The organism is Thalassospira sp. CH_XMU1458 (assembly GCF_037027205.1).
GTDB lineage: Bacteria > Pseudomonadota > Alphaproteobacteria > Rhodospirillales > Thalassospiraceae > Thalassospira > Thalassospira tepidiphila.
Genome location: NZ_JAYMDW010000002.1, coordinates 981,950 through 1,007,967 on the forward strand (window position 1 = coordinate 981,950; position 26,018 = coordinate 1,007,967).

At 55.8% G+C, this 26,018-nt stretch carries 23 protein-coding genes; 15 read left to right on the forward strand and 8 right to left on the reverse strand.

Going from position 1 to position 26,018, the window contains the following annotated elements; translation table 11 throughout:
* Positions 1-269: 269 nt before the first annotated feature.
* A complete protein-coding gene (locus WBY09_RS12005) occupies positions 270-1,091 on the forward strand; it encodes a cysteine hydrolase family protein (protein ID WP_336232792.1) in 822 nt (273 codons plus the stop codon).
* 41 nt (positions 1,092-1,132) lie between these two features.
* Here the strand turns inward: WBY09_RS12005 and WBY09_RS12010 are convergent, their stop codons facing one another.
* From WBY09_RS12010 to betI, 5 genes are all read right to left on the reverse strand, one after another.
* Positions 1,133-2,449, reverse strand: a complete 1,317-nt coding sequence (locus WBY09_RS12010; RefSeq protein ID WP_336232793.1) for an NAD(P)/FAD-dependent oxidoreductase — start codon at positions 2,447-2,449, stop codon at positions 1,133-1,135.
* A 225-nt stretch (positions 2,450-2,674) separates the two neighbouring features.
* A complete protein-coding gene (locus tag WBY09_RS12015; RefSeq protein ID WP_336232794.1) occupies positions 2,675-4,267 on the reverse strand; it encodes an L-serine ammonia-lyase, iron-sulfur-dependent, subunit alpha in 1,593 nt (530 codons plus the stop codon).
* A gap of 162 nt (positions 4,268-4,429) precedes the next feature.
* Positions 4,430-6,115 carry a choline dehydrogenase gene (betA, locus tag WBY09_RS12020; protein ID WP_336232795.1) on the reverse strand — a complete coding sequence of 562 codons (1,686 nt, stop codon included), beginning with the start codon at positions 6,113-6,115 and terminating at the stop codon, positions 4,430-4,432.
* Between the two features lie 73 nt (positions 6,116-6,188).
* Positions 6,189-7,646: a betaine-aldehyde dehydrogenase gene (betB, locus tag WBY09_RS12025; protein ID WP_336232796.1), complete on the reverse strand. Its 1,458-nt coding sequence runs from the start codon at positions 7,644-7,646 to the stop codon at positions 6,189-6,191.
* A gap of 61 nt (positions 7,647-7,707) precedes the next feature.
* Positions 7,708-8,328 carry a choline-binding transcriptional repressor BetI gene (betI, locus tag WBY09_RS12030; RefSeq protein WP_336232797.1) on the reverse strand — a complete coding sequence of 207 codons (621 nt, stop codon included), beginning with the start codon at positions 8,326-8,328 and terminating at the stop codon, positions 7,708-7,710.
* A gap of 377 nt (positions 8,329-8,705) precedes the next feature.
* On the opposite strand from betI, the gene WBY09_RS12035 reads away from it, so the two are divergent.
* The 3 genes from WBY09_RS12035 (at position 8,706) to choV (ending at position 11,814) form a co-directional block, all read left to right on the forward strand.
* Positions 8,706-9,665 carry a choline ABC transporter substrate-binding protein gene (locus WBY09_RS12035; RefSeq protein ID WP_063086929.1) on the forward strand — a complete coding sequence of 320 codons (960 nt, stop codon included), beginning with the start codon at positions 8,706-8,708 and terminating at the stop codon, positions 9,663-9,665.
* A gap of 101 nt (positions 9,666-9,766) precedes the next feature.
* Positions 9,767-10,615: a choline ABC transporter permease subunit gene (gene choW / locus WBY09_RS12040; protein WP_008891859.1), complete on the forward strand. Its 849-nt coding sequence runs from the start codon at positions 9,767-9,769 to the stop codon at positions 10,613-10,615.
* 2 nt (positions 10,616-10,617) lie between these two features.
* Positions 10,618-11,814: a choline ABC transporter ATP-binding protein gene (choV, locus tag WBY09_RS12045; RefSeq protein WP_336232798.1), complete on the forward strand. Its 1,197-nt coding sequence runs from the start codon at positions 10,618-10,620 to the stop codon at positions 11,812-11,814.
* A 69-nt stretch (positions 11,815-11,883) separates the two neighbouring features.
* Here the strand turns inward: choV and moaD are convergent, their stop codons facing one another.
* Positions 11,884-12,135: a molybdopterin converting factor subunit 1 gene (gene moaD, locus WBY09_RS12050; RefSeq protein ID WP_336232800.1), complete on the reverse strand. Its 252-nt coding sequence runs from the start codon at positions 12,133-12,135 to the stop codon at positions 11,884-11,886.
* Positions 12,136-12,231: 96 nt separating this feature from the next.
* Positions 12,232-13,176, reverse strand: coding sequence for a LysR family transcriptional regulator (locus WBY09_RS12055; RefSeq protein WP_129542731.1), 945 nt, complete (start codon positions 13,174-13,176; stop codon positions 12,232-12,234).
* A 172-nt stretch (positions 13,177-13,348) separates the two neighbouring features.
* Here WBY09_RS12055 and WBY09_RS12060 point away from each other — a divergent pair, with 172 nt between their 5' ends.
* The 10 genes from WBY09_RS12060 to WBY09_RS12105 all read left to right on the forward strand — a co-directional run bounded on the left by WBY09_RS12060 (position 13,349) and on the right by WBY09_RS12105 (position 24,063).
* A complete protein-coding gene (locus WBY09_RS12060; RefSeq protein ID WP_008891863.1) occupies positions 13,349-14,221 on the forward strand; it encodes an ABC transporter permease in 873 nt (290 codons plus the stop codon).
* Positions 14,222-14,232: 11 nt separating this feature from the next.
* Positions 14,233-15,033, forward strand: coding sequence for an ABC transporter permease (locus WBY09_RS12065; RefSeq protein ID WP_008891864.1), 801 nt, complete (start codon positions 14,233-14,235; stop codon positions 15,031-15,033).
* Positions 15,034-15,140: 107 nt separating this feature from the next.
* The gene (locus WBY09_RS12070) at positions 15,141-16,295 is read left to right on the forward strand and encodes an ABC transporter substrate-binding protein (protein WP_336232803.1); all 1,155 of its coding nucleotides are present in this window, start codon (positions 15,141-15,143) and stop codon (positions 16,293-16,295) included.
* 105 nt (positions 16,296-16,400) lie between these two features.
* Entirely contained in the window at positions 16,401-17,498 is a 1,098-nt protein-coding gene (locus WBY09_RS12075) for an ABC transporter ATP-binding protein (RefSeq protein ID WP_336232805.1), read from the forward strand.
* Positions 17,499-17,527: 29 nt separating this feature from the next.
* Positions 17,528-18,904, forward strand: a complete 1,377-nt coding sequence (locus WBY09_RS12080; protein ID WP_336232806.1) for an aminotransferase family protein — start codon at positions 17,528-17,530, stop codon at positions 18,902-18,904.
* Positions 18,901-19,830, forward strand: a complete 930-nt coding sequence (locus tag WBY09_RS12085) for a 3-keto-5-aminohexanoate cleavage protein (protein WP_120225938.1) — start codon at positions 18,901-18,903, stop codon at positions 19,828-19,830. Before WBY09_RS12080 ends, WBY09_RS12085 begins: the two co-directional genes overlap by 4 nt.
* 56 nt (positions 19,831-19,886) lie before the next feature.
* Positions 19,887-20,930 (forward strand): histone deacetylase family protein, encoded by a 1,044-nt coding sequence (locus tag WBY09_RS12090; RefSeq protein WP_336232807.1) that lies wholly within the window; start codon positions 19,887-19,889, stop codon positions 20,928-20,930.
* Between the two features lie 11 nt (positions 20,931-20,941).
* Positions 20,942-22,087: an NAD(P)/FAD-dependent oxidoreductase gene (locus tag WBY09_RS12095; RefSeq protein ID WP_336232808.1), complete on the forward strand. Its 1,146-nt coding sequence runs from the start codon at positions 20,942-20,944 to the stop codon at positions 22,085-22,087.
* A 32-nt stretch (positions 22,088-22,119) separates the two neighbouring features.
* Positions 22,120-23,406: a M20 family metallopeptidase gene (locus WBY09_RS12100; protein ID WP_336232809.1), complete on the forward strand. Its 1,287-nt coding sequence runs from the start codon at positions 22,120-22,122 to the stop codon at positions 23,404-23,406.
* A gap of 309 nt (positions 23,407-23,715) precedes the next feature.
* Entirely contained in the window at positions 23,716-24,063 is a 348-nt protein-coding gene (locus WBY09_RS12105; protein ID WP_336232810.1) for a RidA family protein, read from the forward strand.
* 78 nt (positions 24,064-24,141) lie between these two features.
* Here WBY09_RS12105 and WBY09_RS12110 read toward each other — a convergent pair whose 3' ends face one another.
* Positions 24,142-25,374, reverse strand: coding sequence for a bifunctional alpha/beta hydrolase/OsmC family protein (locus WBY09_RS12110; protein ID WP_336232811.1), 1,233 nt, complete (start codon positions 25,372-25,374; stop codon positions 24,142-24,144).
* A gap of 100 nt (positions 25,375-25,474) precedes the next feature.
* Between WBY09_RS12110 and WBY09_RS12115 the strand changes: the two genes are divergently transcribed.
* A complete protein-coding gene (locus WBY09_RS12115; RefSeq protein ID WP_336232812.1) occupies positions 25,475-25,984 on the forward strand; it encodes a GNAT family N-acetyltransferase in 510 nt (169 codons plus the stop codon).
* Positions 25,985-26,018: the final 34 nt, after the last annotated feature.

Sequence of the window (26,018 nt, forward strand, 5' to 3'; positions counted from 1 at the left end):
TAAATGATTGCGATTTCATGTGGTTATGAAGAATGCTGGAAGAGTAGAAAAAAATAGCTCTGTTCGTGACGTCCAATGGACGCGCCGCAACGCGGCATCCGGCATTCTGACAATTGGATACATCTGGCCTGGAACACCCGTCCCAAAGTGGTCGGGTGTGGTTCAGTGCGTTACCGCACCTGAACTGCCCGGTTCACCGATGGTCTTTAAGTCCGATTGCAAAGTAGATTTACGAAGCGACCTGAGACGACGAAACGGAGAGCCTGGACATGTGGTCGGTGATCACTCTTATTGTCATTTTACTGGTGGGCGCCATCGCCTACACCATCTATGGCCAACGCCATCACCTCGCCCCCAGCAAGGGCAGAAAGATCAATCTCGCAGAGCGCCCCAATAGTGCCCTTCTGATCGTTGACGTCCAGGAAGATTTCACCAGTTCGGATGGCAAGCATGCCTATCCGGCCGACATGGTCGATAAACTGATCACTGCAATCAATAAACTGGTTGAAGCCGCCAATGCCAATGGAACGCCGGTGATCTCGATCCGCCAGACATTCCGTGGCTGGTACATCAACTTTCTCGTAAAGCTCCTGAATGAAGGTCGTGGCAGCCCCAAGTCCAAGGGCCTTGATCTTGATGAACGGATCAACGGCGATATCGACCACGATATCGTCAAGGCACGTGCGGACGGGTTTAGCGAACCAGAGCTTGATCGCGTTCTGGATCGTCAGAAAGTCGGCAAACTGATTATCGTGGGTCTGGACGGCGATTTCTGCGTCAAGGCAACAATGCAGGCAGCCCTGAACCGCGGGTATGACGTATCGTTCAGCGACGCGACCACTTTGGCTTTGAACCCTAAAAAATGGGAACGCACCAAGGCACTTCTGACCGCACGCGGCGCATCCGATAATACGGACCAAGACACACAGGTCGTTAAGACCGATACAACGGATGCAGACCCATCTGGCGCCCGCACCCCTGATAGTACGCCCGATACGGGCAACCGAAATACCACGGCTCCCGACACCGGCGATCAGGACACCAGTGCCCAGACCAAAAAAGAGAAAGACGAAGGACGCAAAATGGCTTAGCGCAATACAAAGCGCTAAGCCCTCCATCACGTCACATCAGATCAAAGCTTGTCGCGGATCGAATACCACAGCATCGCGGCCACCAGCATCGGGAAGCGCAACATCTTCCCGCCTGGGAACACCGGGGTTTTGATGTTGGCCATCACGTCAAACCGTTCCATGGTGCCGGAAACGGCATCGGCCATGATCTGACCGGCAAGGGTTGCCATCGCAACCCCGTGCCCGGAATAGCCCGACGCGGTAAAGATATTATCCTCGATCTTCTCAAAAAACGGCATGCGGTTCATCGTGATCGCCAGCGTCCCGCCCCAGCCATAATCAATCTTGACGTCTTTCAGCTGCGGATAGACTTCGAGCATATGCGGCGACACGAACGCCTTGATGTCCCGCGGGAAATTATAGCCATAGGTTTCCCCGCCACCAAAAAGCATGCGTTTATCCGCACTCAGCCGGTAGTAATTGATCACGAATTTTGAGTCCGCGACCGCGACATCATCGCGGATCAGTTCGCGTGCCAAATCATCGCCAAGCGGCTCGGTGGCAATGACGAAATTGTTGATCGGCATCACACGTTTTGCCACCCGATCATCCAACGCATCAAGATACCCGTTGCAGCCAAGGATAAGCTTGTTAGCGCTAACAACGCCGCCATCCCTGGTTTTCACTGTGACCTTGCCCGCCTGATTTTCATAAGACGTGACAACCGCACCTTCGAAAATACGTGCGCCAGCGTTGCGTGCGGCGTCGGCCAGACCAAGGGCGAAATTCAGCGGATGCAAATGCCCCGCCCCCGTATCAAGCGACCCGCCATGATAAAATTCGGTGCCAAGCATCGCGCGCATTTCATCACGGTCAACAAAACGGATATCCTCATAGCCGTATTCGGTCTGAAGTTTTTCGGCATAGGTGCGGGAATGTTCGACAAAGCGTGCACGGTGATCGGCATGCAAAATGCCCGGCTTCCAGTCGCACTGGATATTATACTTGGCAATCAGGGCCTTGACGACGTCCTTTGATTCTTCGGCGATATCCCAAAGTTTATGCGCATCATCGCGCCCGACCATCTGTTCAAGTTCATCCTGTTCACGGCGCTGGCCAGATCCTACCTGCCCGCCATTACGCCCCGACGCGCCCCAGCCGACCCGGTGCGCCTCAAGCAGGATCACGTCATAGCCGCGCTCCGCCAGATGGAGTGCGGATGACAGCCCGGTAAAGCCGCCACCAATGATGACAATGTCGCAGGTCTGATCCCCTTCAAGCTTGGCAAAGGGTGCGGTCGCATTCGCCGTCGCGGCATAATAGGAATCAGGATATTGGCCTGCCCGGTCATTGGCGGTCAGCAAGTTCGGGGTGAACATGAGGAACCCTCATATTTGAAAATGGATGTGGGCTTATCCTGCCCAATCCGGTCGACCTATCAAGGAAAAACTGCCCTTTTTCCGGCCTTACACCCGCTTTTCGCCGATTATGCCAAAACCGGCCAAGTCAAAGCAGAACGATTGCGCAAAGCGGCCAACAAAGCGTGATACCTGCGGTACTGGCTATTGCTGTTGGCAGGCAACAGGCCCTTGAGAATCAGCGTTTTAAGGTTTCTGACGAACCGCTTCGACCATGCGAAGGGCGGTTTTGGTGGCGGCACAGCCCCCGCGCGCTGTGCAGCGCAAATCAGGATGCATCATATTGCCGATCTTCACCGTCTGATCGACCAGTTCATCATATGCCAGCACCGCATCAAACCCGGCCAGAACCGCCATCGCCGATGAAAAGGCATGCGACACACCGGCGACATTTCGGGCATGACACGGGATTTCCACATCCCCGCCCACCGGATCACAGACAAGGCCCAGCGTATTCATCAAACACATGCTGGCGGCATCAAAGCATTGCTTTGGCGTGCCCCCATAGGCCTGTGTCACCCCGGCGGCCGCCATCGCCGCCGATGCGCCGGTTTCCACCGAACAGCCGCCGCATTCGGCGGCAAAGGTTCCACGCGCGGCAAACACCGCCCCGATCAAGGCCATGGTTTGCAAGGCATCGGTCGCTCCATCAAGTTCAATTCCATGACGAATCAGGCCATAAAGCGTGCCCGGCACCACACCGGCACTGCCCGCCGTTGGTGCGGCACAAACAAGCCCCCGGTTGCTGTCACGTTCCATCGCCGAAAGCGCACCGGCCATGGCATCCTGCAACACCGGGCCACCGAGCCCCGCGGGCAGGTTGGCATCACGGACAGTACGGGCCCGCAGTGTCAGAAACCGCATGACGTTGTCTTCCGGCTTGGCCTCAAATCCCTCTGCCACGACACGCAGCATCAGTTCGCACCGTTCGCGAAACAGCGCACGAGTGGCATCGCGGGATAGTCCAAGTCGTTTTGCCTCCAGCACCAGGGCGGCATCGGCGATGGAGCCCCCTTCCTGATTGTCGGCCACCGCAATCACCGCGGCACTTTCGGAAAACAGCTCATCGGTGGCGCAAACCGGATATTGCGATGCATCGGCAAAGCGCACACCTGTAATGCCATCGCGATTTCGAATGGCTGTCAGGACATCGGCATTCGGCAAGGCCTGAAGCGCGATTTCGACCCGTTCGTGATCGGGCTCAACCGACACACCCAGCAGGCTGTTTTCCCCTGCCGCAAGTTCGTTTGCCAAGGCGTCAGCCTGTGCCACCGCGTCGGCGCCCCAGACAAAGACGGTTGCCGTTTTGCCGGTCATGAACAGGCGCTCACCATTACGGCCGTCGATGTAATACATCCCGCCGCCGACGGATGCGCCGGTATAAAGGTCTGTACGTTCCTCGCCATCCGGGGTCGTGACACTCAGTTCAAGATCAACACGGTTTGGGTGGTTGTTGTTTTCAAGCTCGGTGACTTCGATCGAGAAATGGAAGCCTTCGCCCTGCTCTACCCGGCCAAGAATTTCGCGATAGTCCGGATCGGTCAGCTTGGCCCCGGCCAGCCCGGCGGCAAAGTTTTCGTCCGAGCTTTGCGACTTGTAGCACGGCGCAAAGGACCCACGGGGATCAAAGCGGATCACGGCACGCCTTAGCGTTTCACCGTTGGCACAGGAAAGTTCGCGCACCAGCTTGGCCATCATATAGGGTGCCGCACAATGGGAACTGGACGGCCCGCGCATAACGGGACCGATAACGGAATTAAGCAGGCTGATTTCTTGCATGGCGGCACTTCTTCGTTGGCGCTGTATGTCGCGGGATTTGGATACAATATGCCATGATCATCCTCCGATGCCGAACCGATTGCAATCACCGGAAATAAAAATCCCCGATCCATCAAAAAGATGAACCGGGGACAATCATCAGACTATTTAAAGTCCACAAATTTAGCGCTGTTTGGTTTCCCATTCCGGATGCACGAAATACGGTGCATTCGATGGTGCCAGCGGCGTGCGACCGCGAATGATGTCGGCGGCCTTTTCACCGATCATGATGGTCGGGGCATTGAGGTTGCCCGATGCGATGGTCGGCATGATCGAGCTGTCGACCACACGCAGGCCTTCGACGCCATGCACACGGGTTTTCTCATCCACCACGGACATCTCATCACTGCCCATCTTGCACGAACAGGACGGGTGATAGGCACTTTCGGCGTGATCGGCGACAAATGCGTCGATCTCTTCATCGGTCTGGATGTCCTTGCCCGGTGCAATTTCCGCCCCGCGCAGATCGGCAAAGGCTTCCTGGGCAAAGATTTCGCGGGTCAGGCGGACAGACGCCCGCATTTCTTCCCAGTCATCCGGGTGGCTCATATAGTTCGGATCAATGATCGGGCGATCCTTGGGGTTGGCGGATGCCAGACGGACCGTACCGCGCGATTTGGAACGCATCGGACCGACATGGGCCTGGAAGCCATCGCCTTCGGCCGCCTTGGAGCCGTTATAGTTAATCGCGGCTGGCAGGAAGTGATACTGAATGTCTGGGTGCTGCACGCCCGCCTTGGAACGGATAAAGCCGCCCGCCTCGAAATGGTTGCTGGCACCAAGTCCGGTTTTGAACAGATACCATTCTGCCCCGATCTTAAGCTTGTTCCACCAATCGAGTTTGCTGTTCAGGCTGATGGGTTTGGTGCACTCCATCTGAACATAGAGTTCAAGATGGTCCTGAAGGTTTTCACCGACACCGGGCAGATCATGGACAACATCAATGCCATGTTCGCGCAGATGGGCTGCCGGACCAACACCCGAAAGCATCAGAAGCTTTGGCGAGTTGATCGAACCGGCCGAAATGATGACTTCGCGATCAACAAGGGCGCGCTTGTTTTCGCCGTCATGGACGAAGTCGAGGCCAATGGCACGTTTTCCTTCGAAAACAACACGTTGCGCGAAAGCCTTGTGATAAACGGTCAGGTTCGGGCGCTTCATCGCCGGATGCAGATAGGCGCGCGCGGTTGACCAGCGACGGCCCTTATAGACCGTCATATCCATAGTCCCGAGACCTTCCTGGCGGTAGCCGTTCTGATCCGGGGTGAATTCATAACCCGCCTGCTGACCGGCCTTGATCCAGGCCTTGTGCAGGTCGTTCTGACAGGCACCGGTCGTCACATGCAGCGGACCATCACCGCCGTGATATTCATCACCTTCGGTGTCTTCGTTGCGCGTATCGGCCTTGCGGAAATATGGCAGGCAGCGCGCATAATCCCATTCCTTGAGGCTTGCGTCTTCTTCGGCCCAGCGATTGTAATCAAGTGCGTGACCGCGCACATAAGCCATGCCGTTGACCGAACTTGACCCGCCATAAACGCGCCCGCGCGGCGTTTCCATGCGGCGGTTGTTCAGGTTGGGCTGCGGCGTTGTCCAATAGGCCCAGTTATAGGTTTCCGACTGCATCGGATAGGAAAGTGCTGTCGGCATATGGATGCGCCAGTCCCACCAGTGATCCTTTGGTCCGGCTTCGATCACCAGAACCTTAACCTCGGCATCTTCGGTCAGTCGGTTGGCAAGCACAGCCCCTGCCGAACCTGAACCGACAATCACATAATCATATTTTTCAGTGGTCGTTGGGGTCGTCATTTCTGATCCCTTGTTTGGTCTTGCTGTGTGGGCAGCCGGTGAGTGGTTGGCGACGTTGGTTGGTCAAAGCCCCTTAGTAAGGGGCCTCGACATCGCCGGTTTCGACATAAACGGATTTGATGCGGGTGTAATATTCAATCGCCGCACGGCCGTTTTCGCGGCCAACGCCCGATTTCTTGACACCGCCAAACGGCATTTCGATCGGCGTGATGTTATAGGTGTTGATCCAGCATGTACCGGCCTCAAGCCGTGCGACCACGCGATGGCCACGCGACAAATCCTTGGTGAACACACCAGCCGCCAGACCGTATTCGGTGTCATTGGCGCGCTTGATCACTTCGTCTTCGTCGCTAAAGGTCAGGACAGACATTACCGGGCCAAAGATTTCCTCGCGCACGATGGTCATGTCATCGGTGCAACCGGCAAATACCGTCGGTGCGACAAAAAGTCCGCCTTCTGGCATGCCCTCAGTGACAGCATGGCCACCAAGAACGCATTTCGCCCCTTCTGCCTTGCCCTTTTCGATATAGGACATGACCTGTTCGTATTGTGCCTTGGTGACAATCGGGCCGACCTGGGTTTCAGGTTTTTCCGGATCGCCAAGAACAAGATCCTTGGAACGTGCGATCAGCTTTTCGATGAAGGCATCGGCAACACTTTCATGCACAAACACACGCGTCCCGTTCGAGCAAATCTGACCTGATGAATAGAAGTTCGCCATCTGCGCGCCGGAGACAGCGTTGTCCAGATCGGCATCTTCGAACACGATCATTGGCGACTTGCCGCCCAGTTCCATGGTGACGGCTTTCATGCCACCTGCTGCAACAGAGGCCACCTTGGCACCGGTTGCGGCCGATCCGGTCAGGGAAATCTTGTCCACACCCGGATGTTCAACCAGCGCGGCACCGCTTTCGCGCGCGCCCTGCACAACGTTGTAAACGCCATCGGGAAGACCGGCTTCTTTAAGGGCCTCGGCAACCGCAATGGCCGAAAGCGGCGTGGTTTCGGACGGCTTGTAAACAACTGCGTTGCCACATGCCAGTGCCGGGGCTGCCTTCCAGCAGGCGATCTGGATCGGATAGTTCCAGGCACCAATAGCACCACAAACGCCAACCGGTTCGCGGCGGGTATAGGCAAAGTTGCCGGCAAGATCGATATGTTCGCCCGCAAGGCTGCCAGCCACACCAGCGAAATATTCAAGGCATTCGACACCCGAAATCACATCGACAATTTCAGTTTCCTGAATGGCACGCCCGGTATCACGGGTTTCAACCAGCGCCAGTTCATCATTGCGATCCCGCAGGATCTGGGCGGCCTTGAAAAGGACACGTGCCCGTTCGGCAGCTGGTGTGTTTTTCCAGATTTCGAACCCGGCGCGCGCGGCCTTGACCGCGGCATCAACATCAGAAGCGGTGCTTTCGTGACCCTTGGCCAGAACCGTGTTGGTCGCAGGGTTAAGGGTAACCATCTCTGCGCCCGAACCTTGGGTCTTCTTGCCATTGATGAAATTCTGGATTTGATAAAGGCTCATCTTAAAACTCCTGCAGGCCACCGGGACAACCGGCAGCCGTGGTCTTTGTGTTTTGGTTCGATTACTTCTTTACGTGCTTCTTTGGGCACTTTGCCGGACTGGGCGAATTCGCCAGATACAGGCGCAAGGTGCCCAGCACCATCTTGCGCGCCCCGGCAATGTCGGCCTGTCCGCGTGACAGACCGGTTCGCACCCAGATGCCGTCAACCATGGCGGCAATCGCAGACGAGATTTCATCTGCGCATTCTTCGGTGGTCAATTGACGCAACTCGTGCCGCAGATTGGATGCAAGGCGCTGAAAATAGATATTGTTCAGACGCCGCAACTGATCAGAGAACGGCACCTGCGCCCAGAAGGACAACCAGGCCACTGTCACCTGCGGGGTGAACTGTTCTTCGTTGAAGTTGGTATTGATGATCGCCTCAAGTCGGTCCATCGGCGTTTTGGCCGTTGCCAGTCGCACCATGTAGTCATTGCGCAAATCCTTCATCAGGGAGCGCATGGTTTCCCGCAACAGGGCGTTCTTGCCGCCAAAATAGTGCGAAATAATCCCGGACGACATACCGGCAGCCTTAGAGATCCGCGCAATCGTCGTATCGGCGAATCCGTGCTGGTGAATGGTTTCAATCGTTGCGTCGATCAACTGCCTGCGGCGTACAGGCTGCATACCAACTTTGGGCATTAATTCATCCAATCCTCTGCGTTGCGAAGGGTTTAACGCCGGTGCAACAGCATAAGACGCAGTTTTTAATCCTTCGCAATTGACGTCTCGTGAATATGCTGTAATTTAATTGAACAATCAATCAATAAAAACACGCCGACATATGCGGCGCGTTTCTCAGGGCTTTTGGCCTTTGCTGCGCGGCTATGCGGCTGTTTTTGTGATTATTCCGGCCCATCACACCCATTCAGGGGAATGTGGTTGATGGCTCTGGGCGAGTGTTGGCGACATGTTTGTTGCGTTGATGTTCGTCTGGCCTCCGGAACCGAGCGTCTTCTGATGACCGGCCAAATCCGGTCATCAGCAACATCAGGTTTATACAAGGGAGAACCAGAAGCATGACCAATCTTTCCACGTTCGGCCGCCTTCTTGGCAGCACCATTATTGCGACCACCCTTTTGGGTGCAACTGCTGCCAAAGCAGCCGATAGCGATGCCTGCAAAACCGTGACTTTCTCTGATGTGGGCTGGACCGACATCACCGCAACCACGGCGACCGCATCCGTGATCCTTGAATCACTTGGCTATACCGCGGAAACCGAATTGCTGTCGGTACCGGTCACCTACACGAGCCTTGCCAACGGCGACGTTGACGTCTTCCTCGGCAACTGGATGCCTACCATGGCAGCCGATATTCAGCCCTACCTTGATAAAGGCACCGTTGTGTCGACCGGCGCCAACCTTGAAGGTGCGAAATACACCCTTGCTGTGAGCCAGAACGCCTTTGATGCGGGTCTTAAGGACTTTGCCGACATTGCCAAGTTCAAGGATCAGCTTGATGGCGAAATTTATGGCATCGAGCCGGGCAATGACGGCAACCGTCTTATCCAGGACATGATCGACAGCAACCAGTTCGGTCTAGGCGAGTTCGAACTTGTTGAATCCTCCGAACAGGGCATGCTGGCAGAAGTAAGCCGCAAATCATCGCGCGATCAGTTCATCGTCTTCCTCGGTTGGGAACCGCATCCGATGAATGCGAAATACGACATGGCCTATCTTGATGGTGGCGATGACGTCTTTGGCCCGAACTTTGGCGGTGCGACTGTTCACACCAACCTGCGTGCCGGTTACACCGACGAATGCCCGAATGCGGGTAAATTCGTGACCAACCTGAAATTCAGCCTCGCCATGGAAAACGAAATCATGGACGCGATCCTGAACGAAGGTACCGACCCGGCAGAAGCCGCAACCGCATGGCTTAAAGCCAACCCGGATGCAGCTTATGCATGGCTTGACGGTGTAACCACCTTTGATGGTGGCGATGCCAAAGCAGCGCTCAAATCCGGTCTTGGTCTTTAAGCACCACGATTGATTTTACCGATGCGCCCGCAATTGGCTTCCGGCCGATGCGGGCGCATCGGATGTATTTTTCTTAATTCTCATTGAACGGATTTTTTCGCATGGAATGGCTCACGGAAACGAAGATTCCGCTGGGACAGTGGATATCGTCCCTGATGGATGCGCTGAACGAACATGCCGATTTCGTTTTCTATACCGTTTCGGATGTTCTCGAATTCATTATTGAAAACACCATCGATTTTCTGGTGTGGCTGCCGGCCCTTTTGATCATTGCGGTCTTTGGGGCGCTTGCCGCTGTCTTGCACAAATCATGGAAACTGACGGCATTTACGGTTCTGTCCCTGTTGCTGGTGGTCAATCTTGGCTATTGGGAAGAAACCATGGAAACGCTGGCGCTGGTGATCTATGCGACGCTGTTTTGCATGTTGATCGGTGTGCCGCTTGGCGTGGCATCCGCCCACCGCCCGTGGCTGCATCAGGCGATGCGCCCGGTCCTTGATCTGATGCAGACAATTCCGACATTCGTTTATCTGATCCCGACCCTGATCCTGTTTGGTCTTGGCGTCGTTCCCGGTCTTATTTCGACCGTGATCTTTGCGATTGCCGCCCCGATCCGCCTGACCCATCTTGGCATTTCCAACACGCCGAAATCCCTTCTTGAAGCAGGTGAAAGCTTTGGCTGCACGCCGCGCCAGTTGCTGTTCAAGGTTGAATTGCCATCGGCCATGCCATCGATCATGGCGGGCCTGACCCAGTGCATCATGCTGTCGCTTTCGATGGTGGTGATTGCAGCCCTTGTTGGGGCAGACGGCCTTGGCAAGCCGGTTGTGCGTGCGCTCAATACGGTGAATATCGCACAAGGCTTTGAAGCCGGTCTGGCAATTGTGATTCTGGCCATCGTGCTGGACCGCATCTGCCGTCGTGACCACAAAGAAAAGTCGGGGCAGTGATCATGAGCAATGCTGTTGAATTCGAAAATATCGACGTGATCTTTGGTAATCGTCAGGCAGAGTCCTTGAAACTGCTGGACGAAGGTAAAACCCGCGAAGAGATCGCTGCGGCCACCAACAATGTCCTTGGTGTCGCCGATGTGACCTTCAATGTGCCTCAGGGTGAGATATGCGTCCTGATGGGCCTGTCCGGTTCAGGCAAATCATCGCTTCTGCGCTGCGTGAACGGACTTAACTCTGTATCACGTGGTTCGCTTCGGGTCCGTGATGGCGATTGGATGGAAGACGTCACCAAATGTGACGGCGCCACCCTTCGCAAGTTGCGCCGCGAATGTGTCGCCATGGTCTTCCAGCAATTCGCCCTGTTCCCGTGGCGAACGGTTGAAGACAATGTCGGCTTTGGCCTTGAACTGGGCGGTATGGGTCCGGCCGAACGCCGCGAGATCGTGCGTGAAAAACTGGCTCTTGTTGGACTGGATAAATGGGCAAACAAATATGCCCATGAACTGTCCGGCGGTATGCAGCAACGTGTTGGTCTGGCGCGCGCCTTTGCCACCGATGCGCCGATCCTTCTGATGGACGAGCCGTTCTCGGCCCTTGATCCGTTGATCCGTAACCGCCTGCAGGACGAGTTGCTGGATTTGCAGGAGAAGCTCAATAAAACCATCCTGTTTGTCAGCCACGATCTTGATGAAGCCATGAAGCTCGGCAATTCGATTGCCATCATGGAAGGTGGTTATGTCGTGCAACACGGCACGCCAGAAGACATCGCCCTTCGCCCCGCCAACGAATATGTTGCGGACTTTGTGGCGCATATGAACCCGGTCAATATCCTGCGCGGGCGGGCGATCATGCATCGCCTTGATAGCGATCAGAAGTCCGGCAATACCGAGTTCCTGCTCGAAGACGCCAATATCCGCGTCACCCTTCAGGATGGTGTGGTGCGTTCTGCCAATAATGGCGAACGCGGCGAGCTTAAGCTGATCAATTATGACGGCACCCTGCCCGATGAACTGGACGCGACCGACAACTCGATTGTCTTTGTCGCGCAGGAGGATGTGCTGCTGAAAGATCTGATCGAGATGCGATCGATCACCCAGAACCCGGTCATCCTGACCCGTGATGGCAAGGTGACCGGCACGCTGGGCCGCAAGGAGTTCTTTGACAGTTTGACGCAAACCGCATCGGTTGCGGATTAATCTGATCAAATAGTCTGATGATTAAAAGGGCGCCCTGGAAGCAGGGCGCCCTTTTCTATGAGGAATGAATTACCCGCCGGTGACCGGCGGGAACAGCGCGATCTCGGTCGCCTTGGTAACGTCGGTTTCAGGCGAGGCATATTCCTGATCGACCGCGACGCGAATGATCGCGGGATCGGCCAGGGCATTGGCAAAGTTTTCGCCGCGACCGGGCAGCCACGCCAGCAGGTCGGCAACCGTTTTGACGGTATCTGGAAGGTCAATGGCCTCTTCCGCCATACCGATGCGGTCCTTGACCCACGAGAAATAGATCAGCTTCATGTTTATTCCTGACAACAAACTTCAATTTGCCCGCATGCTTGCGCAAGTCCCTGCCCGGTGGCAAGTCCCAATGGCGTGATCCGACGAATTTACGCCTTATGGGTAAACAAAATAGCCGTCCGGCGCTGCATCCAGCCGCGCAGTCAGGTTTTCGATAAAGAACCGTTCCGCCCGGCTCAGCGACATGCGCGGGTTGGTCACCAGGTAAATATCAATCGCCGGCGGATCAATATAGGGCGGCAAGCGCCAAAGCTGACCGCGGTCGGTCGCACTTTGCACAACGTGGATCGGTAGTGGCCCGATGCCAAGCCCGGCATTGATCAGGCGACGGACTTCTTCAAGGTGCGGGCTGACGGCGACGACCTTGCCCTTCATGCCTTCCTGCGCGCGCAGGACCGCGACCGGGGCCAGTGCATCACTGAGCTGGTCGGTCGCGAATGATACGAATGCCTCGCGGCGCAAATCGGCCAGGGTTAGGTCCTTTTGGCCGAACAAATGATGGGTCGGGCCACAGAAAAAGCCGAAATGTTCGCGATACAAACGGCGATATTCCAGTCTGGGATGGCGTTCCTTGACCAGACAGATGCCAAAACTGGCCTGCTGTGACAGCACCTGATCGACGACATTGACCGAGGTCGCGACATCGATTTCATAGGTGACTTCCGGGTGGGCGCGATTGAATTCAAACAGGGCATCATCAAGGGGTGGGAACACCACATGACTGGCCAGCCACATATGCAAGTGCCCGGTTAGTTGATTGCCGCTATCAGACATCACATCCGATAGTCGGCCGATGGCACCGCAAATTTCGCGGCATTCGTGATACAGCGCCAATCCCTGTTCGGTGACTTCAAACCGGCCGCGTTCACGGTCAATCAGACGCGCGCCAATCTGATCTTCAAGCCGTTTGAGCGCGTTACTGACACTGGGCTGGCGCAGCAATAACCGGTTGGCCGCCCCGGTTATCGAGCGTTCCTCGACAATAACGGTAAAGGTGTGCAGCAGGTTCCAGTCGAACTGCCGACGCATTAACTCGTTCATTCTGCTTACCTTTCCGACATTTCCAGCACCACACATAGATAATGGCTATGAGATCTATTCTACTTATCTATTTGCGCTATGTGCAAGTCTGGGTTGGAATGCCTCCAACAAATTTCTTCACGGCCAAATAACCGGGTGCGGCACTGACCGCAGACAATAACGGGAGGCACAAATGGCCGCAGATGTCGCCGGAGCCCGCAGGACTCCGTGGGTACTGCTATCACCATCACTGGCAACCATCAGCCTGCTGCTGATTGTGCCAATGCTGTTCATTGTCGTTTATTCATTCTGGTTGCGGACCGCGACCGGTGCGGATCAGGTCGGCTTTTATCTCGATAACTGGATTGAAGTTCTGGGCGACCGGTTTTATCGCGATATCCTGTTCCAGACCCTTTTGATTGCCTTTTACACCACGGTTATTTGCGCGTTTGTCGGCTATATCCCGGCCTATTTCGTTGCCAATACGCGGATGAAATCCAAGGCGTTCCTGTTGCTTTTGCTGATGCTGCCATTCTGGATCAGCTACATCATCAGAACGATGTCGTGGATCAATATCCTTGGCACATCGGGGGCGCTTAATACCCTTTTGATATCAATCGGCATCATCGATGACCCGATCCAGATGCTGTATAACCAGCAGACCGTGGTTCTGGGCCTTGTGCACTATCTGCTGCCCTTCATGATCCTAAATGTCTATGTCAGCCTTGATGGCATCGACAAGAACCTGACCGAAGCCGCCCAAAGTCTTGGCTGCACCGGTTTCCAGGCCTTCCGCGAAGTGACATTGCCGCTGTCCATGCCCGGTTTGGCGGCGGGATCGTTGCTGTGCTTCGTTCTGGCGGCGGGCACCTATATCACCCCGATTGTTCTTGGCGGGCCGCGCGATGCGATGTTTGCCAACCTTGTGTTCGAAGCCATCGTGACACAGCTCAACTGGCCGCTTGGCTCGGCGCTTTCGCTCGTGCTGCTGGCGCTTCTGGGCGCACTGGTCGTCATTTACACCCGCTATCTCGGCATCGATCAGATCGCCAAGAGTTTCAAGTAAGGGAGCAGCAAATGATGTCCGGTTGGTCAGTAATCCGAATTGCCACGATCCTTGTCTATCTGTTCCTGTTTGCGCCGGTGGCGGTTGTCATCCTGTTGGCGTTCAATGCCAACCAGTTCGGCAGTTTCCCGATTGAGGGCTTTTCGTTCCGCTGGTTCGAAGCGCTTTGGAACAATGATGCGATTGTGCGGGCGTTCAAGACGTCGCTTCTGCTTGGTGTGCTGACAGCAGCCATTTCGACAACGCTTGGCACCCTCGCCGCCCTTGCCATGGTCAGATACGATTTCCCCGGGAAACGGACCATTTCGACCCTTCTGGTTGCCCCAATCCTGATCCCGGAAGTCGTTCTGGCTGTGGCGCTCCTGCTCTTCCTGCAGTTCCTGTCGATGCCAAAAAGCTTTGGGCTTCTGTTGATGGGCCACGTGGTCTTTACACTGCCGTTTGTGGTGCTGGTGGTTCAGGCGCGTCTGGTGTCCATCCGCCGCGACGTCGAAGAAGCCGCCATGAGCCTTGGCGCAACACCGGTGCAGACCTTCTTTGAAGTGACCCTGCCCCTGATGTTGCCTGCCGTCATGGCCGGGATGCTGTTTGCCTTTACCATTTCATTTGATGACATCACCGGCACCCTGTTCTGGAAGCCGGGCGGTGTTGAAACCGTCCCGACCCAGATCTTTGCCATGCTGCGCAACTCGATCAGCCCGGAAATCAATGCCCTTGGTGCTGTGATGGTGATCTTCACCATTGCCCTGCCGCTGGTGGCGGCATCGATCGCGCGGGTCATGGCCATGCGCAAGGTGGGCGCATCCAAATAACTTTTTGCACAATGCGGACAACCGCCAAAACCAAGAACAACACCAAAAATACAACGACCAACAACAAGACCGATCAACGGATATATCGTTTTATCAGGAGGCCTTAAATGGACGATACCAAACGTTATGAACGCCTACTTACCCGTTTTCGCGACGGCGACATCAACCGCCGTACTTTCCTGACCGCACTGGGTGCGGCCGGCGTTGTTGCCGGGGTCACTGGCGGACCAATGGGCATGCTGGCGCGCAAGGCGATGGCCGCAACCCCGGAACAGGTCCGCTTTGACGGTTGGGGCGGCGTTGTTTCCGAGGCATTCGAAAAATATGCCTTCGCGCCCTATACCAAGAAAACCGGCATTGAAGTGGTTTCGGGCACCTTTGGCGGTGCGGATGAATATATTGCCCGCGTCAAGGCCAGCCAGCCGGGCGAATTCAACCTCGCCCACCTTTCGGGTGTGTTTGACTATGCGCGGTATCACGGTCTGGAACTGACGTCGGAACTCAATGAAGACAACATACCGAACCTGAAAAACGTCATCCCGACACTGGTCGAGCCCCTGCGCAAGATCACCGGCGGCACGATTTCGGCGGTTCCGTATGACTATGGCACCACCGGCATTGCCTATAACCGCAAATATATCAGCGACGACGAAGCCAAGGCCAAGGGTGCCAAGCTGATGGTTGATGAAGCCTATAAAGGCAAAATCGGCGGCTGGGGCGAATGGAAAACCCGTATCTGGTACGGCGCAATGCAGTCCGATCAGGACCCGAACAACATTCAGAACATTGAAGCTGTTTGGGACATGGTCCGCGCGCACCGTGACCTTGCGCTGAAATACTGGTCTTCGGGGGCCGAACTGATGAGCCTTCTGGCCGAAGAAGAAATCTATGTCACCGAGGGCTGGTCAGGCCGCATCAAGGCGCTGCAGGATCAGGGCCATGACATCGGTTATCTTGATCCGGCCGGTGGCCTTGGTTGGCAGGAGTGCCTGTTTGTGCTGCGTGGCAGCCCGATGGCGGCCTGTGAAGAACTTCTGAACTTCATGCTGGAGCCGGAAGTGGCGATTGCCGTTGCCGAAGGTCAGAGCTATCCGCCAGCCCTTGATCCGCAGAAGATCGAACTGGGCGAGGTCATCCCGACCCTGCCAGCATTTGATCCGAGTGGAACACTGTCGTCGCTTAGCTTCTTCGATCCGGCGTACTGGAACGAAAACGAAGCTGACTGGTCGAAAACGTTCTCGCGTGTGCAGCGCGGCTACTAAGCCCCGCCTGCTTGCCTGAAACTGTGTCCTGGCCGTGCACAACCGGCCAGGACAGACTTGCCGCCTTATGTCGGGTGCGGCGCAATTCAGACAGGGTATTTAACAATGGCAGACAGACAAAACGCTGTTGAACTGCACAATGTCGTTAAACGGTTTGGGGAATTCACCGCCGTCAAACGCATTGATTTGACCGTCCCGGACAACAGCTTTGTAACTTTCCTCGGTCCGTCGGGCTGTGGCAAGACAACGACGCTGCGCATGATTGCAGGTCTGACCGATATTACCGAGGGGGATCTTCTGATCCGCGGCAAACGGGTCAACAGCCTGCCGATCCACAAGCGCAATCTTGGCCTTGTGTTTCAGAACTATGCCCTGTTCCCGCACAAGACGATCTTTGACAACATCGCCTTTGGCCTGAAATACCGCAAGGTTTCCAAGGCCGACATTGCCGAGAAGGTCAACAAGGCGCTTGATCTTGTGCAATTGCCGCATGTCGCCGACCGCTATCCCAATCAGCTTTCCGGTGGCCAGCAGCAACGTATTGCGCTCGCGCGTGCGATTGTGATTGAACCGGATGTGCTTCTGCTTGATGAACCGCTTTCAGCCCTTGATGCCAATCTGCGCGAAGAAATGCGGGTGGAACTGAAACGCATCCAGCGCGAGCTTGGTGTTGCCACCGTGTTCGTCACCCATGACCAGTCCGAGGCGCTTGCCATGTCCGACAAGCTGGTTGTCATGAATAACGGCTTTGTCGAACAGGAAGGCGCGCCCGAAGAGGTTTATAACAATCCGGCATCGGCCTTTGTTGCCGACTTCCTTGGTCATTCCAATATCATTCAAGCCAACCTTGGCAGCCCCGATGCCGCCTTTACCCAAGTGGCACTTGAAAGCGGCGAGACATTGCTGACCACGGACGAACAAACAGCCAAGGCAAGAAATTCAAAAGACGTTCGCGCCGTGATCCGGGCCGAGAAAATTGATCTGTCTGAAGAAAACCGCGCCACCGATGGCGTAATTTCGATCCCCGGTAAGGTCAAAACCGTTGACTATCTGGGCCAACAGGCCCGTTACTTTGTCGAGGCCAATGGCCGCGACTGGCAGGTCATCAACCCGATTGATGCCCACCCCCATAAGGAAGGGGCCGATATCTTCATGCATATCGCGGCCCGTAATTGTGTGTTGTTACCCGGCCATCAGGATTAATCCTCCGCCGGTTCAGGAGAGCCACCAGAATGACGCATGATCCCAAAAGCCCCGTCGGACATAACCGGGAATCCCGTCTGTTTTATCAAAGCCGGTCCCGCCGCCCGCTGATCGAACGATCAGAAGGCGTTTATATGTGGGATGTCGATGGCAAACGTTATATCGATGCATCCAGCGGTGCCATGGTCAGCAATATCGGCCATAGCGACCCGCGCGTGGTCGCCGCGATGACCAAGCAGCTTGAAAAGGCCAGCTTCGCCTATCGCCTGCATTTCGAAAATGACGCGGCCGAAGACCTTGCGATCCGCCTTGCCGACCGTGCACCGGGCGATCTTGAACGCGTATTCTTTGTTTCTGGCGGGTCCGAGGCAGTTGAAAGTTGCATCAAGCTTGCCCGACAATATGCACTGGCCAAGGGCCAGGCACAGCGCACAAAAATCATTTCACGCTTTCCGAGCTATCATGGTGCGACACTGGGTGCGCTTGCCATCACCGGCTATACGCCGATGCATGCACCGTTCGCACCGATGATGGTCGATCAGCCGAAAATTCCCGCACCGACATGTTATCTGGATCGTGATGATCTGAGTGATCATGAGCGCGGCATCAAATATGCCAACATGCTGGAAGCCGAAATCATCAAACAGGGCCCGGAAACCGTTCTTGGCTTCATCATGGAGCCGGTCGGCGGGGCTGCCACCGGCGCACTGGTTGCCCCCGACAGTTACTATGGCCGCATTCGCGAGATTTGCGATCAGTACGGCATTCTTCTGATCTATGACGAGGTCATGACGGGGGCCGGTCGTACCGGCAAGTATTTCGCCGCCGAACATTGGGGCATCGTGCCCGATATCCTTGCCGTATCCAAGGGATTGGCCGCCGGTTATGCGCCGCTTGGTGCGATGATCGCACCTGATCGGATCGTGGGTCCGGTTCTTGATCATGGCGGGTTTATTCATGGCTATACCTATGCCGGGAACCCGTTGGCGTGTGCGGCGGGCAATGGCGTGCTTGATGTGATTGAAGAAGACAATCTGCTTGAAAATGCTGCGACCAATGGCGCGGCACTCAAGGATGAATTGTCCAAGCTTGCCGATGATTTCGCGATGATCGGCGATGTGCGTGGCAAGGGATTGTTGCTGGCGATCGAACTGGTCAAGGACCGAGACAGCATGGAGCCACTTGATCCCAAACACATGGCGGCAGCGCGACTGGTCGATATCGCCTATGACATGGGCCTGATCATTTACTGGCGGCGTACACGCGGCGGGTATCGCGGCGATCATGTCATGATCTGCCCGCCCATGACGATTACCAAGGAACAGTTTACCGATATCCTTGTGCCGCTGCGCAAGGCATTGAGCGAACTGCAAGACGAACTCGAAGTCGCAGGAGCCTTCGCATGAGCCGCAAAGTCATCATCACCTGTGCGATTACCGGATCGGTTCATACCCCGTCCATGAGCCCGCATTTGCCGGTCACACCCGATGAGATCGCAAAGCAGGCGATTGATGCCGCCAATGCCGGGGCATCAATCCTGCACCTGCATGCACGTGACCCCAAAACCGGTTATCCAAGCCCGGATCCGGATGTGTTCATGCAGTTCCTGCCAAAGATCAAGGCGGCGACCAATGCGGTGATCAACATTTCCACCGGTGGTGGCATGAACATGAATGTGCGTGACCGCATCCGGGCGGCCCGCGAAGCCGCACCGGAAATGGCGTCACTGAACATGGGCACGATGAATTTCGGCCTGTTCCCGGCCCTTGCCAGCCGCAGCGAATGGAAACATGACTGGGAACCGGAATTCCTTGAAAGCAGCCGTGACTTTGTTTTCAAGAACACGTTTTCGGACATCGAAACCATTCTGGCCGAACTGGGTGAGGCCAATGGCACCCGGTTCGAGTTTGAATGCTATGACGTCGGCCATCTATATACCCTGGCGCATTTCGTTGATCGTGGCCTGATCAAGGGGCCGATCTTCATCCAGTTCGTGTTGGGCGTTCTGGGTGGCATTGGCGCCGATCCCGACAACCTTGCGCATCTGAAACGCACGGCAGACAAGCTGTTTGGCGATCAGTACCAGTTTTCTGTTCTGGGTGCCGGTCGCCATCAGATGCCGCTTGGCAGCATGTCGGCCGCAATGGGCGGTAATGTGCGGGTCGGGCTTGAAGACAACCTGTATATCAAAAAGGGCGAACTTGCGCCGGACAACGCATCGCAAGTGCGCAAAATCCGCGAAGTGCTTGACGGGTTGTCGCTTGAAATCGCAACCCCGGACGAGGCACGCGCGATCCTCGGCCTGAAAGGCGGCGACAAGGTCGCATTCTGACGACAGGCCCGATAAAGCCACCACCGTTTGACCACATCATGTGAAAGGCGGCAGAGATGATGCATGCCTATTTCTCAGACGATCAGCTCCGCCATCATGGCAAGACATTCATTGTCGCGGGCGAGAAAAAGCCGATCCCCGAAGTCCCCGAACGCGCGGAAATCCTGCGCGGTGCGGTCGGGCGTCTGGGGCTTGATCTTCATACCCCCAATGATGCCGGGCTTGCCCCGATTGCCGCCATTCACGATGCGCAATATCTGAACTTCCTGCAGACCATTCACGATGAATGGCAGGATGTCGGGGGTGCAGAACAGGTCATTCCAAACATCCACCCATTTGATCGCACCGGCCCCTACCCGCGTCATCCGGCGGGTAAGGCGGGCTTTCATCTTGGTGATACATCCTGCCCTGTATCACGCACCACATGGCATTCAGCCTATGCCAGCGCGCAAACCGCAATTGCCGCCGCCCGCCATGTGCGTGATCAGGGGGCCAAGACCGCCTATGCCCTGTGCCGCCCGCCGGGACACCATGCCAGTGGCAATATCGCCGGCGGCTTTTGTTACCTGAACAACAGTGCGATTGCCGCCGAGGAGCTCCGCACCAAATATGACCGGGTGGCGATCCTTGATGTCGATCTGCATCATGGCAACGGGACCCAGCATATTTTCTATGACCGGTCTGATATCATGACCCTGTCGATCCATGCAGATCCGATGGATTTCTATCCGTTCTATTGGGGGCATGCCGAGGAATGCGGTGAACGAGACGGGCTTGGCTTTAACCATAATCAGCCCCTGCCCCTTGGCAGTGGTGATGCGGTGTTTCTTGATGCGCTTGACCGGGCATTGGCAAGGATCGACGATTTCGCTGCGGATGCGGTTGTTATCGCGCTTGGCCTTGATGCATCACGCGATGATCCGTTTGGCGGATTGACGGTCAGTCCCGATGGTTTTGCCCGGATCGGCGAAAAGATTGGCACCCTTTCCTGCCCGACCGTTCTGGTGCAGGAAGGTGGTTATGTTAGTGAAACACTTGCAGAAAACCTTTATCAATTTATCAGCGGCTTTGGCGCGACCACCAAAACAAACCCGATTTAAGAAGGCCCCACATGACACATTCGGACATCCTGATCATCGGCGGCGGCATTGCCGGAATGTCAGCTGCATTCTTTTTGGCCAGGGCGGGTAAATCCGTCACGGTACTCGAACGCGAAGACCAGCCGGGCTATCACAGCACCGGCCGGTCAGCAGCCCTATATAGCGAGACCTATGGCCCGAAGATCATCCGCAAGATGTCGACCGCCAGCCGGGCTTTCTTCATCACCCCGCCGGACGGGTTTACCGAAAACCCGATCCTGACCCCGCGCGGCATCATCATGACCGCCGCCCCCGGCGAAGAGGCCGAACTGGATGCCATCCTGACCGAGGGACGCGCGAATGGCGCGAACTTTGTTGAACTGACGCCCGATGAACTCAAGGAAATTGTGCCTGTCATTCATACCGACCGGGTGGTCAAGGCGGCCTATGAACCAGAAGCCATGGATATCGACGTGCATGCGCTTCACTGGGGCTTTATCCGCCAGTTCAAGGCACTTGGCGGTTCGGTTGTGACCAAGGCCGATGTCAGCGCGATTGGCAAGGCAGACGGCAAGTGGCAGGTCACGCTGGCCAAGGGCGATGTTTATACCGGCGATATCGTCGTCAATGCGGCGGGTGCCTGGGCCGATGAGATCGCGACCAAGGCTGGTATCAAGCCGCTTGGCATCGTGCCCAAACGCCGCACGGCAGTAATGGTGGATGTGCCAGCCGACGTAAAGCCACATGGCTGGCCGCTGGTCGCAAGCCTCGATGAAACGCTTTATTTCAAGGAAGATGCCGGTCGCTTGCTGGTGTCGCCTGCCGATACCACACCGACCGAGCCACATGATGTCCAGCCCGAAGAACTTGATATCGCGATCACCATAGATCGCCTGATGACGGCGACCAGCATCGAGGTCCGCCGTCCGGGTGAAAGCTGGGCCGGATTGCGCAGTTTCTTTGCCGATGGTGATCCGGTATCAAGCTTTGATCCGACTGATGACAGTTTCTATTGGCTGGCCGGTCAAGGCGGTTATGGCATCCAGACCGCACCCGCCATGGGTGAATATGCCGCAAGCATCATCACCGGAAACGGTGTCCCGCCGCAGATGGAAAAGCTTGGCATTACCACCGATGCGCTTTCGGCCACCCGCCCTACCCTTGTCAGCGGCAAGTAATCATCGGCCTCGCCCGATCAGGAGAAAGACCAATGAGCCAATTTGATCGTGCAGCCTTGCGCGACGCTGTTTCAAAGCGCACCCAAAGTGCGATTGATGATTTGTGCGCGCTGGTGCGTCATGACAGCCTGCTTGGCAACGAAGCATCCGCGCAAGGTTGGATTGCCGACAAGTTTGCTGCGATGGGGCTCGATGTCGAACGGGTCAAGATTGACATCAGCGCTTTACGCGATCAGCCGGGCTTTTCCCCACCGGTGATTGACGGCTATGACGGGCGTGAAAACGTTGTTGGTCTGCATCGCCCGCAAAACCCGACGGGGCGCAGCCTGATCCTCAATGGTCATATGGATGTTGTGCCGACTGGCCCGGCTGAACAATGGCGCCACGGTCCCTTTACCCCGCATGTCGAGGATGACTGGATTTACGGGCGTGGGGCGGGCGATATGAAGGCCGGGATCATTGCCTATTGCCAGGCGCTTCAGGCCCTGCACGATATCGGTCTTGAACCGGCAGCCGCCGTCACCCTGCAATCGGTGATCGAGGAAGAATGTACTGGCAACGGGGCGCTTGCCTGCCTGCATGCCGGGTACAAGGCCGATTGCGCCATCATTCCCGAACCGTTCAACCAGACCCTGATGACCGCCCAACTTGGTGTCATGTGGTTCCAGATCCATGTATCGGGAAGCCCGGCGCATGTTCTTGATACCTCGGCTGGCAGCAACGCGATTGAGGCGGCCTTTGGTTTCTTTGAAACGCTGAAGGAAGTTGAAGAAATCTGGAACCATCCGACCCACCGTCATGCTGCCTTTGGTGCGCATGTCCATCCGGTGAACTTCAATCTGGGCAAGATTGAAGGCGGCGAATGGGCATCGACCGTGCCGCCGGTGTGCACCGCTGATATCCGTGTCGGGTTCTATCCGGGGATGGAACTTGAAAAGGTGCGCGAAACCATTGAGGCCGTCAAACAAAGCGCGCTTGATAACCACCCTTCCTGCAAAGGAGCCAAGATCGAGATCACCTATCGCGGTTTTCAGGCCGAGGGTTGCGAGATGGATATCAATCATCCGATGATGTCGATGATTGGCGACATTCATCAGGAAGTGACGGGCAAGGAGATCAGAAACCTTGCCTCGACCGCGACGACCGATGCGCGCTTTTTCCAGATTTATGGCGATATCCCGGCCACCTGTTATGGCCCGAAGGCCGAACGGATTCACGGGATAGACGAACGGGTTTCGATTGCGTCGATGATGGAAGTCACCGAGGTTCTTGCCCTGTTCATTGCCGACTGGTGCGGCGTACAAAAGCGTGCTAGCTAGGGTCGAAACTCGTTCACATGACCGATCCGGCAACTGATATGAGAGAAAAAGCTAGGAAAATGCCGCAGATCGGGGTGATCCCCGGTCAAGGGATTTGACGCAGAGGCTTTCTCTCATATCAGTTGTCCTTTGGATCACCCGGATTTGCACGGGCTATTTTGTCGCAAAACCTTGAAAGATGTATATCTTCCTGCGGTTTTGCTTCGCATATCCGCACAAATCCGGGCGACCGGAACGATTATGTGAACGAGTTTCGACCCTACATCCCAATTCGAATAATATATCCAATGCTTTAACAAGGAGCGTTTCATGAGCATCCAGCGTCTTCACACCGGCCCGCGTATGAGCCAGGCCGTTGTCCATGGCAACACCATCTATCTGGCCGGCCAGGTTGGTAACCCCGATAGCGACATCACCAACCAGACCAAGGAATGCCTTGAAAAGGTTGATGCGCTTCTGGCCGAATGCGGCTCCAGCAAAGAAAACATCCTGTCGACCACCGTCTGGCTTGCCGACATGAAAGACTTTGCGGCAATGAACGCGGTTTGGGATGCATGGGTCCCGCAGGGTCACACCCCGGGTCGTGCCTGCGGCGAAGCAAAGCTTGCCAACCCGGATTACCTGGTTGAGTTCATCGTGATTGCGGCCAAGCCGTAAGACACTTTGGCATCAATAAAAAACGCCTGACGCGGGAAACCGGTCAGGCGTTTTTTGTTTCATCGGAAATCTGGCGGGCTAAACCCGATCTTCGCGCGTGACGATCAGGGATGTCGCCTCAAGCGTTCTGTGCACCGGGCACTTATCAGCAATCTCGATCAGGCGTTGACGGGTTGCGTCATCCAGATCGCCGGTGAACCGGATGATGCGTTCGAAACGGTCGATCTTGCCGCCCTTTGCCGCATGCTGTTCGCCGCATTCCGCGCAATCATCGGCATGAACTTTTTGATGCAAGACTTCAGCACGAATGGAATCAATCGGGATGCCCTTGTGATCGGCATACATCCGGATCGTCATCACCGTGCAACTGCCAAGGGCGGTTGACAGATAATCATAAGGCGACGGTCCACTATCAAGCCCACCAACCTTTTCCGGTTCATCGGCTAGCAAGCGATGCTTGCCCGCCATGACCATCGACTGGAACTTGCCAAGACCGGTTTCACGGACAATCACACCTTCGCCGATATCCGGTTTTGCCGATTTGCCTTCCGGCAGATATCGTTTTGCCCATGCGGCAATCACGGACGCAGCGTACTGCGCATCATCAGGATCGCGCAGCAAATGGTCTGCCTGATCAAGCGAAACAAAGCTTTTGGGATGCTTGGCCGCATCAAAAATCTTGCCGGCATTTTCAATCCCGACAGTCTGATCAAGCGGCGCATGCAAGACCAAAAGCGCCTTTTTCATCTTTGCCACCTGCGTTGGCAGATCATATCCGCCAAGGTCATCGACAAACTGCTTGCGAATGACAAACGGTCGCCCGCCAAGGCAAACTTCGGCCTCGCCCTTTTGGCGGATTTCATCAAGATGATCGGCAAAGTTATGCGTCACATGATGAACATCTGCCGGTGCGCCGATGGTTGCAACCGCTGTTGCCTCCTTGATGCGATCGGCCACCGCCAGAACCGCCGCCCCACCAAGTGAATGTCCGATCAGAAGTTTGGGGGCTTCAAACGCGTCACGCAGGAAATCGGCCGCACGTTCAAGATCTTCAAGGTTGGACGTAAAGTTGGTCGAGGCAAAATCACCGCCCGATCCACCCAGCCCGGTAAAGTCAAACCGCAGGACACCGATGCCCTCAATCGTGAGCGCCTCGGCAATTTTGCGGGCGGCGATCAGATCCTTGGTACAGGTGAAACAATGGGCAAACAGCGCATAGGCCTTGACCGGCCCGGTCGGCAGGTCCAGCCGTGCGGCCAGTTCGGCACCATGGGCCCCTTCAAATGTCACCTTGATCGGTTTTCCGGGCATTGTCATTCTCCTGACCCTTGAGGGGTGAAATCATACTGCTATTTCAGATAGTCCCCGATAATATCCTTCTTGATGCCACCGTAACACGGACAGTTCAGTGATGATCGTTCAAACCGAACGCACAATTTTGCGAGAAGCCACGCATGACGACGCGCCATTCATTCTTAAGTTGCTAAATGAGCCCGGATGGCTTCGGTTTATCGGTGATCGCAATATTCATGACCTTCAGGCGGCGCGGGATTATATCGATCTGCGTTTTCGCGAAAACTATGACAAGCTTGGCTTTGGGATGTGCGTTGCACTGGAAAAACAAAGCCAAAGCCCGATTGGCCTGATCGGCTTTGTAAAGCGTGACACGCTTGATGCCCCTGATATCGGCTATGCCGTGACGGAGGCCCATCAGGGCAAGGGATATGCCTATGAAGTCAGCTCGGCACTGATCAATCATGGCTGGCATCACTACGGGTTTGACAAGATTTATGGCTATTGCCTGCCTGACAATATCGCGTCCGTTCGGATGCTTGAAAAGCTCGGCCTGACTTATCTGCGCGATCAGGATGTCAATCAGTCTGGCGAAATGTGCAGGCTTTATGTGGCAACCCGCCCCTAAGACGCATAGCAAAGACCAAAACAAAACCCCGCGA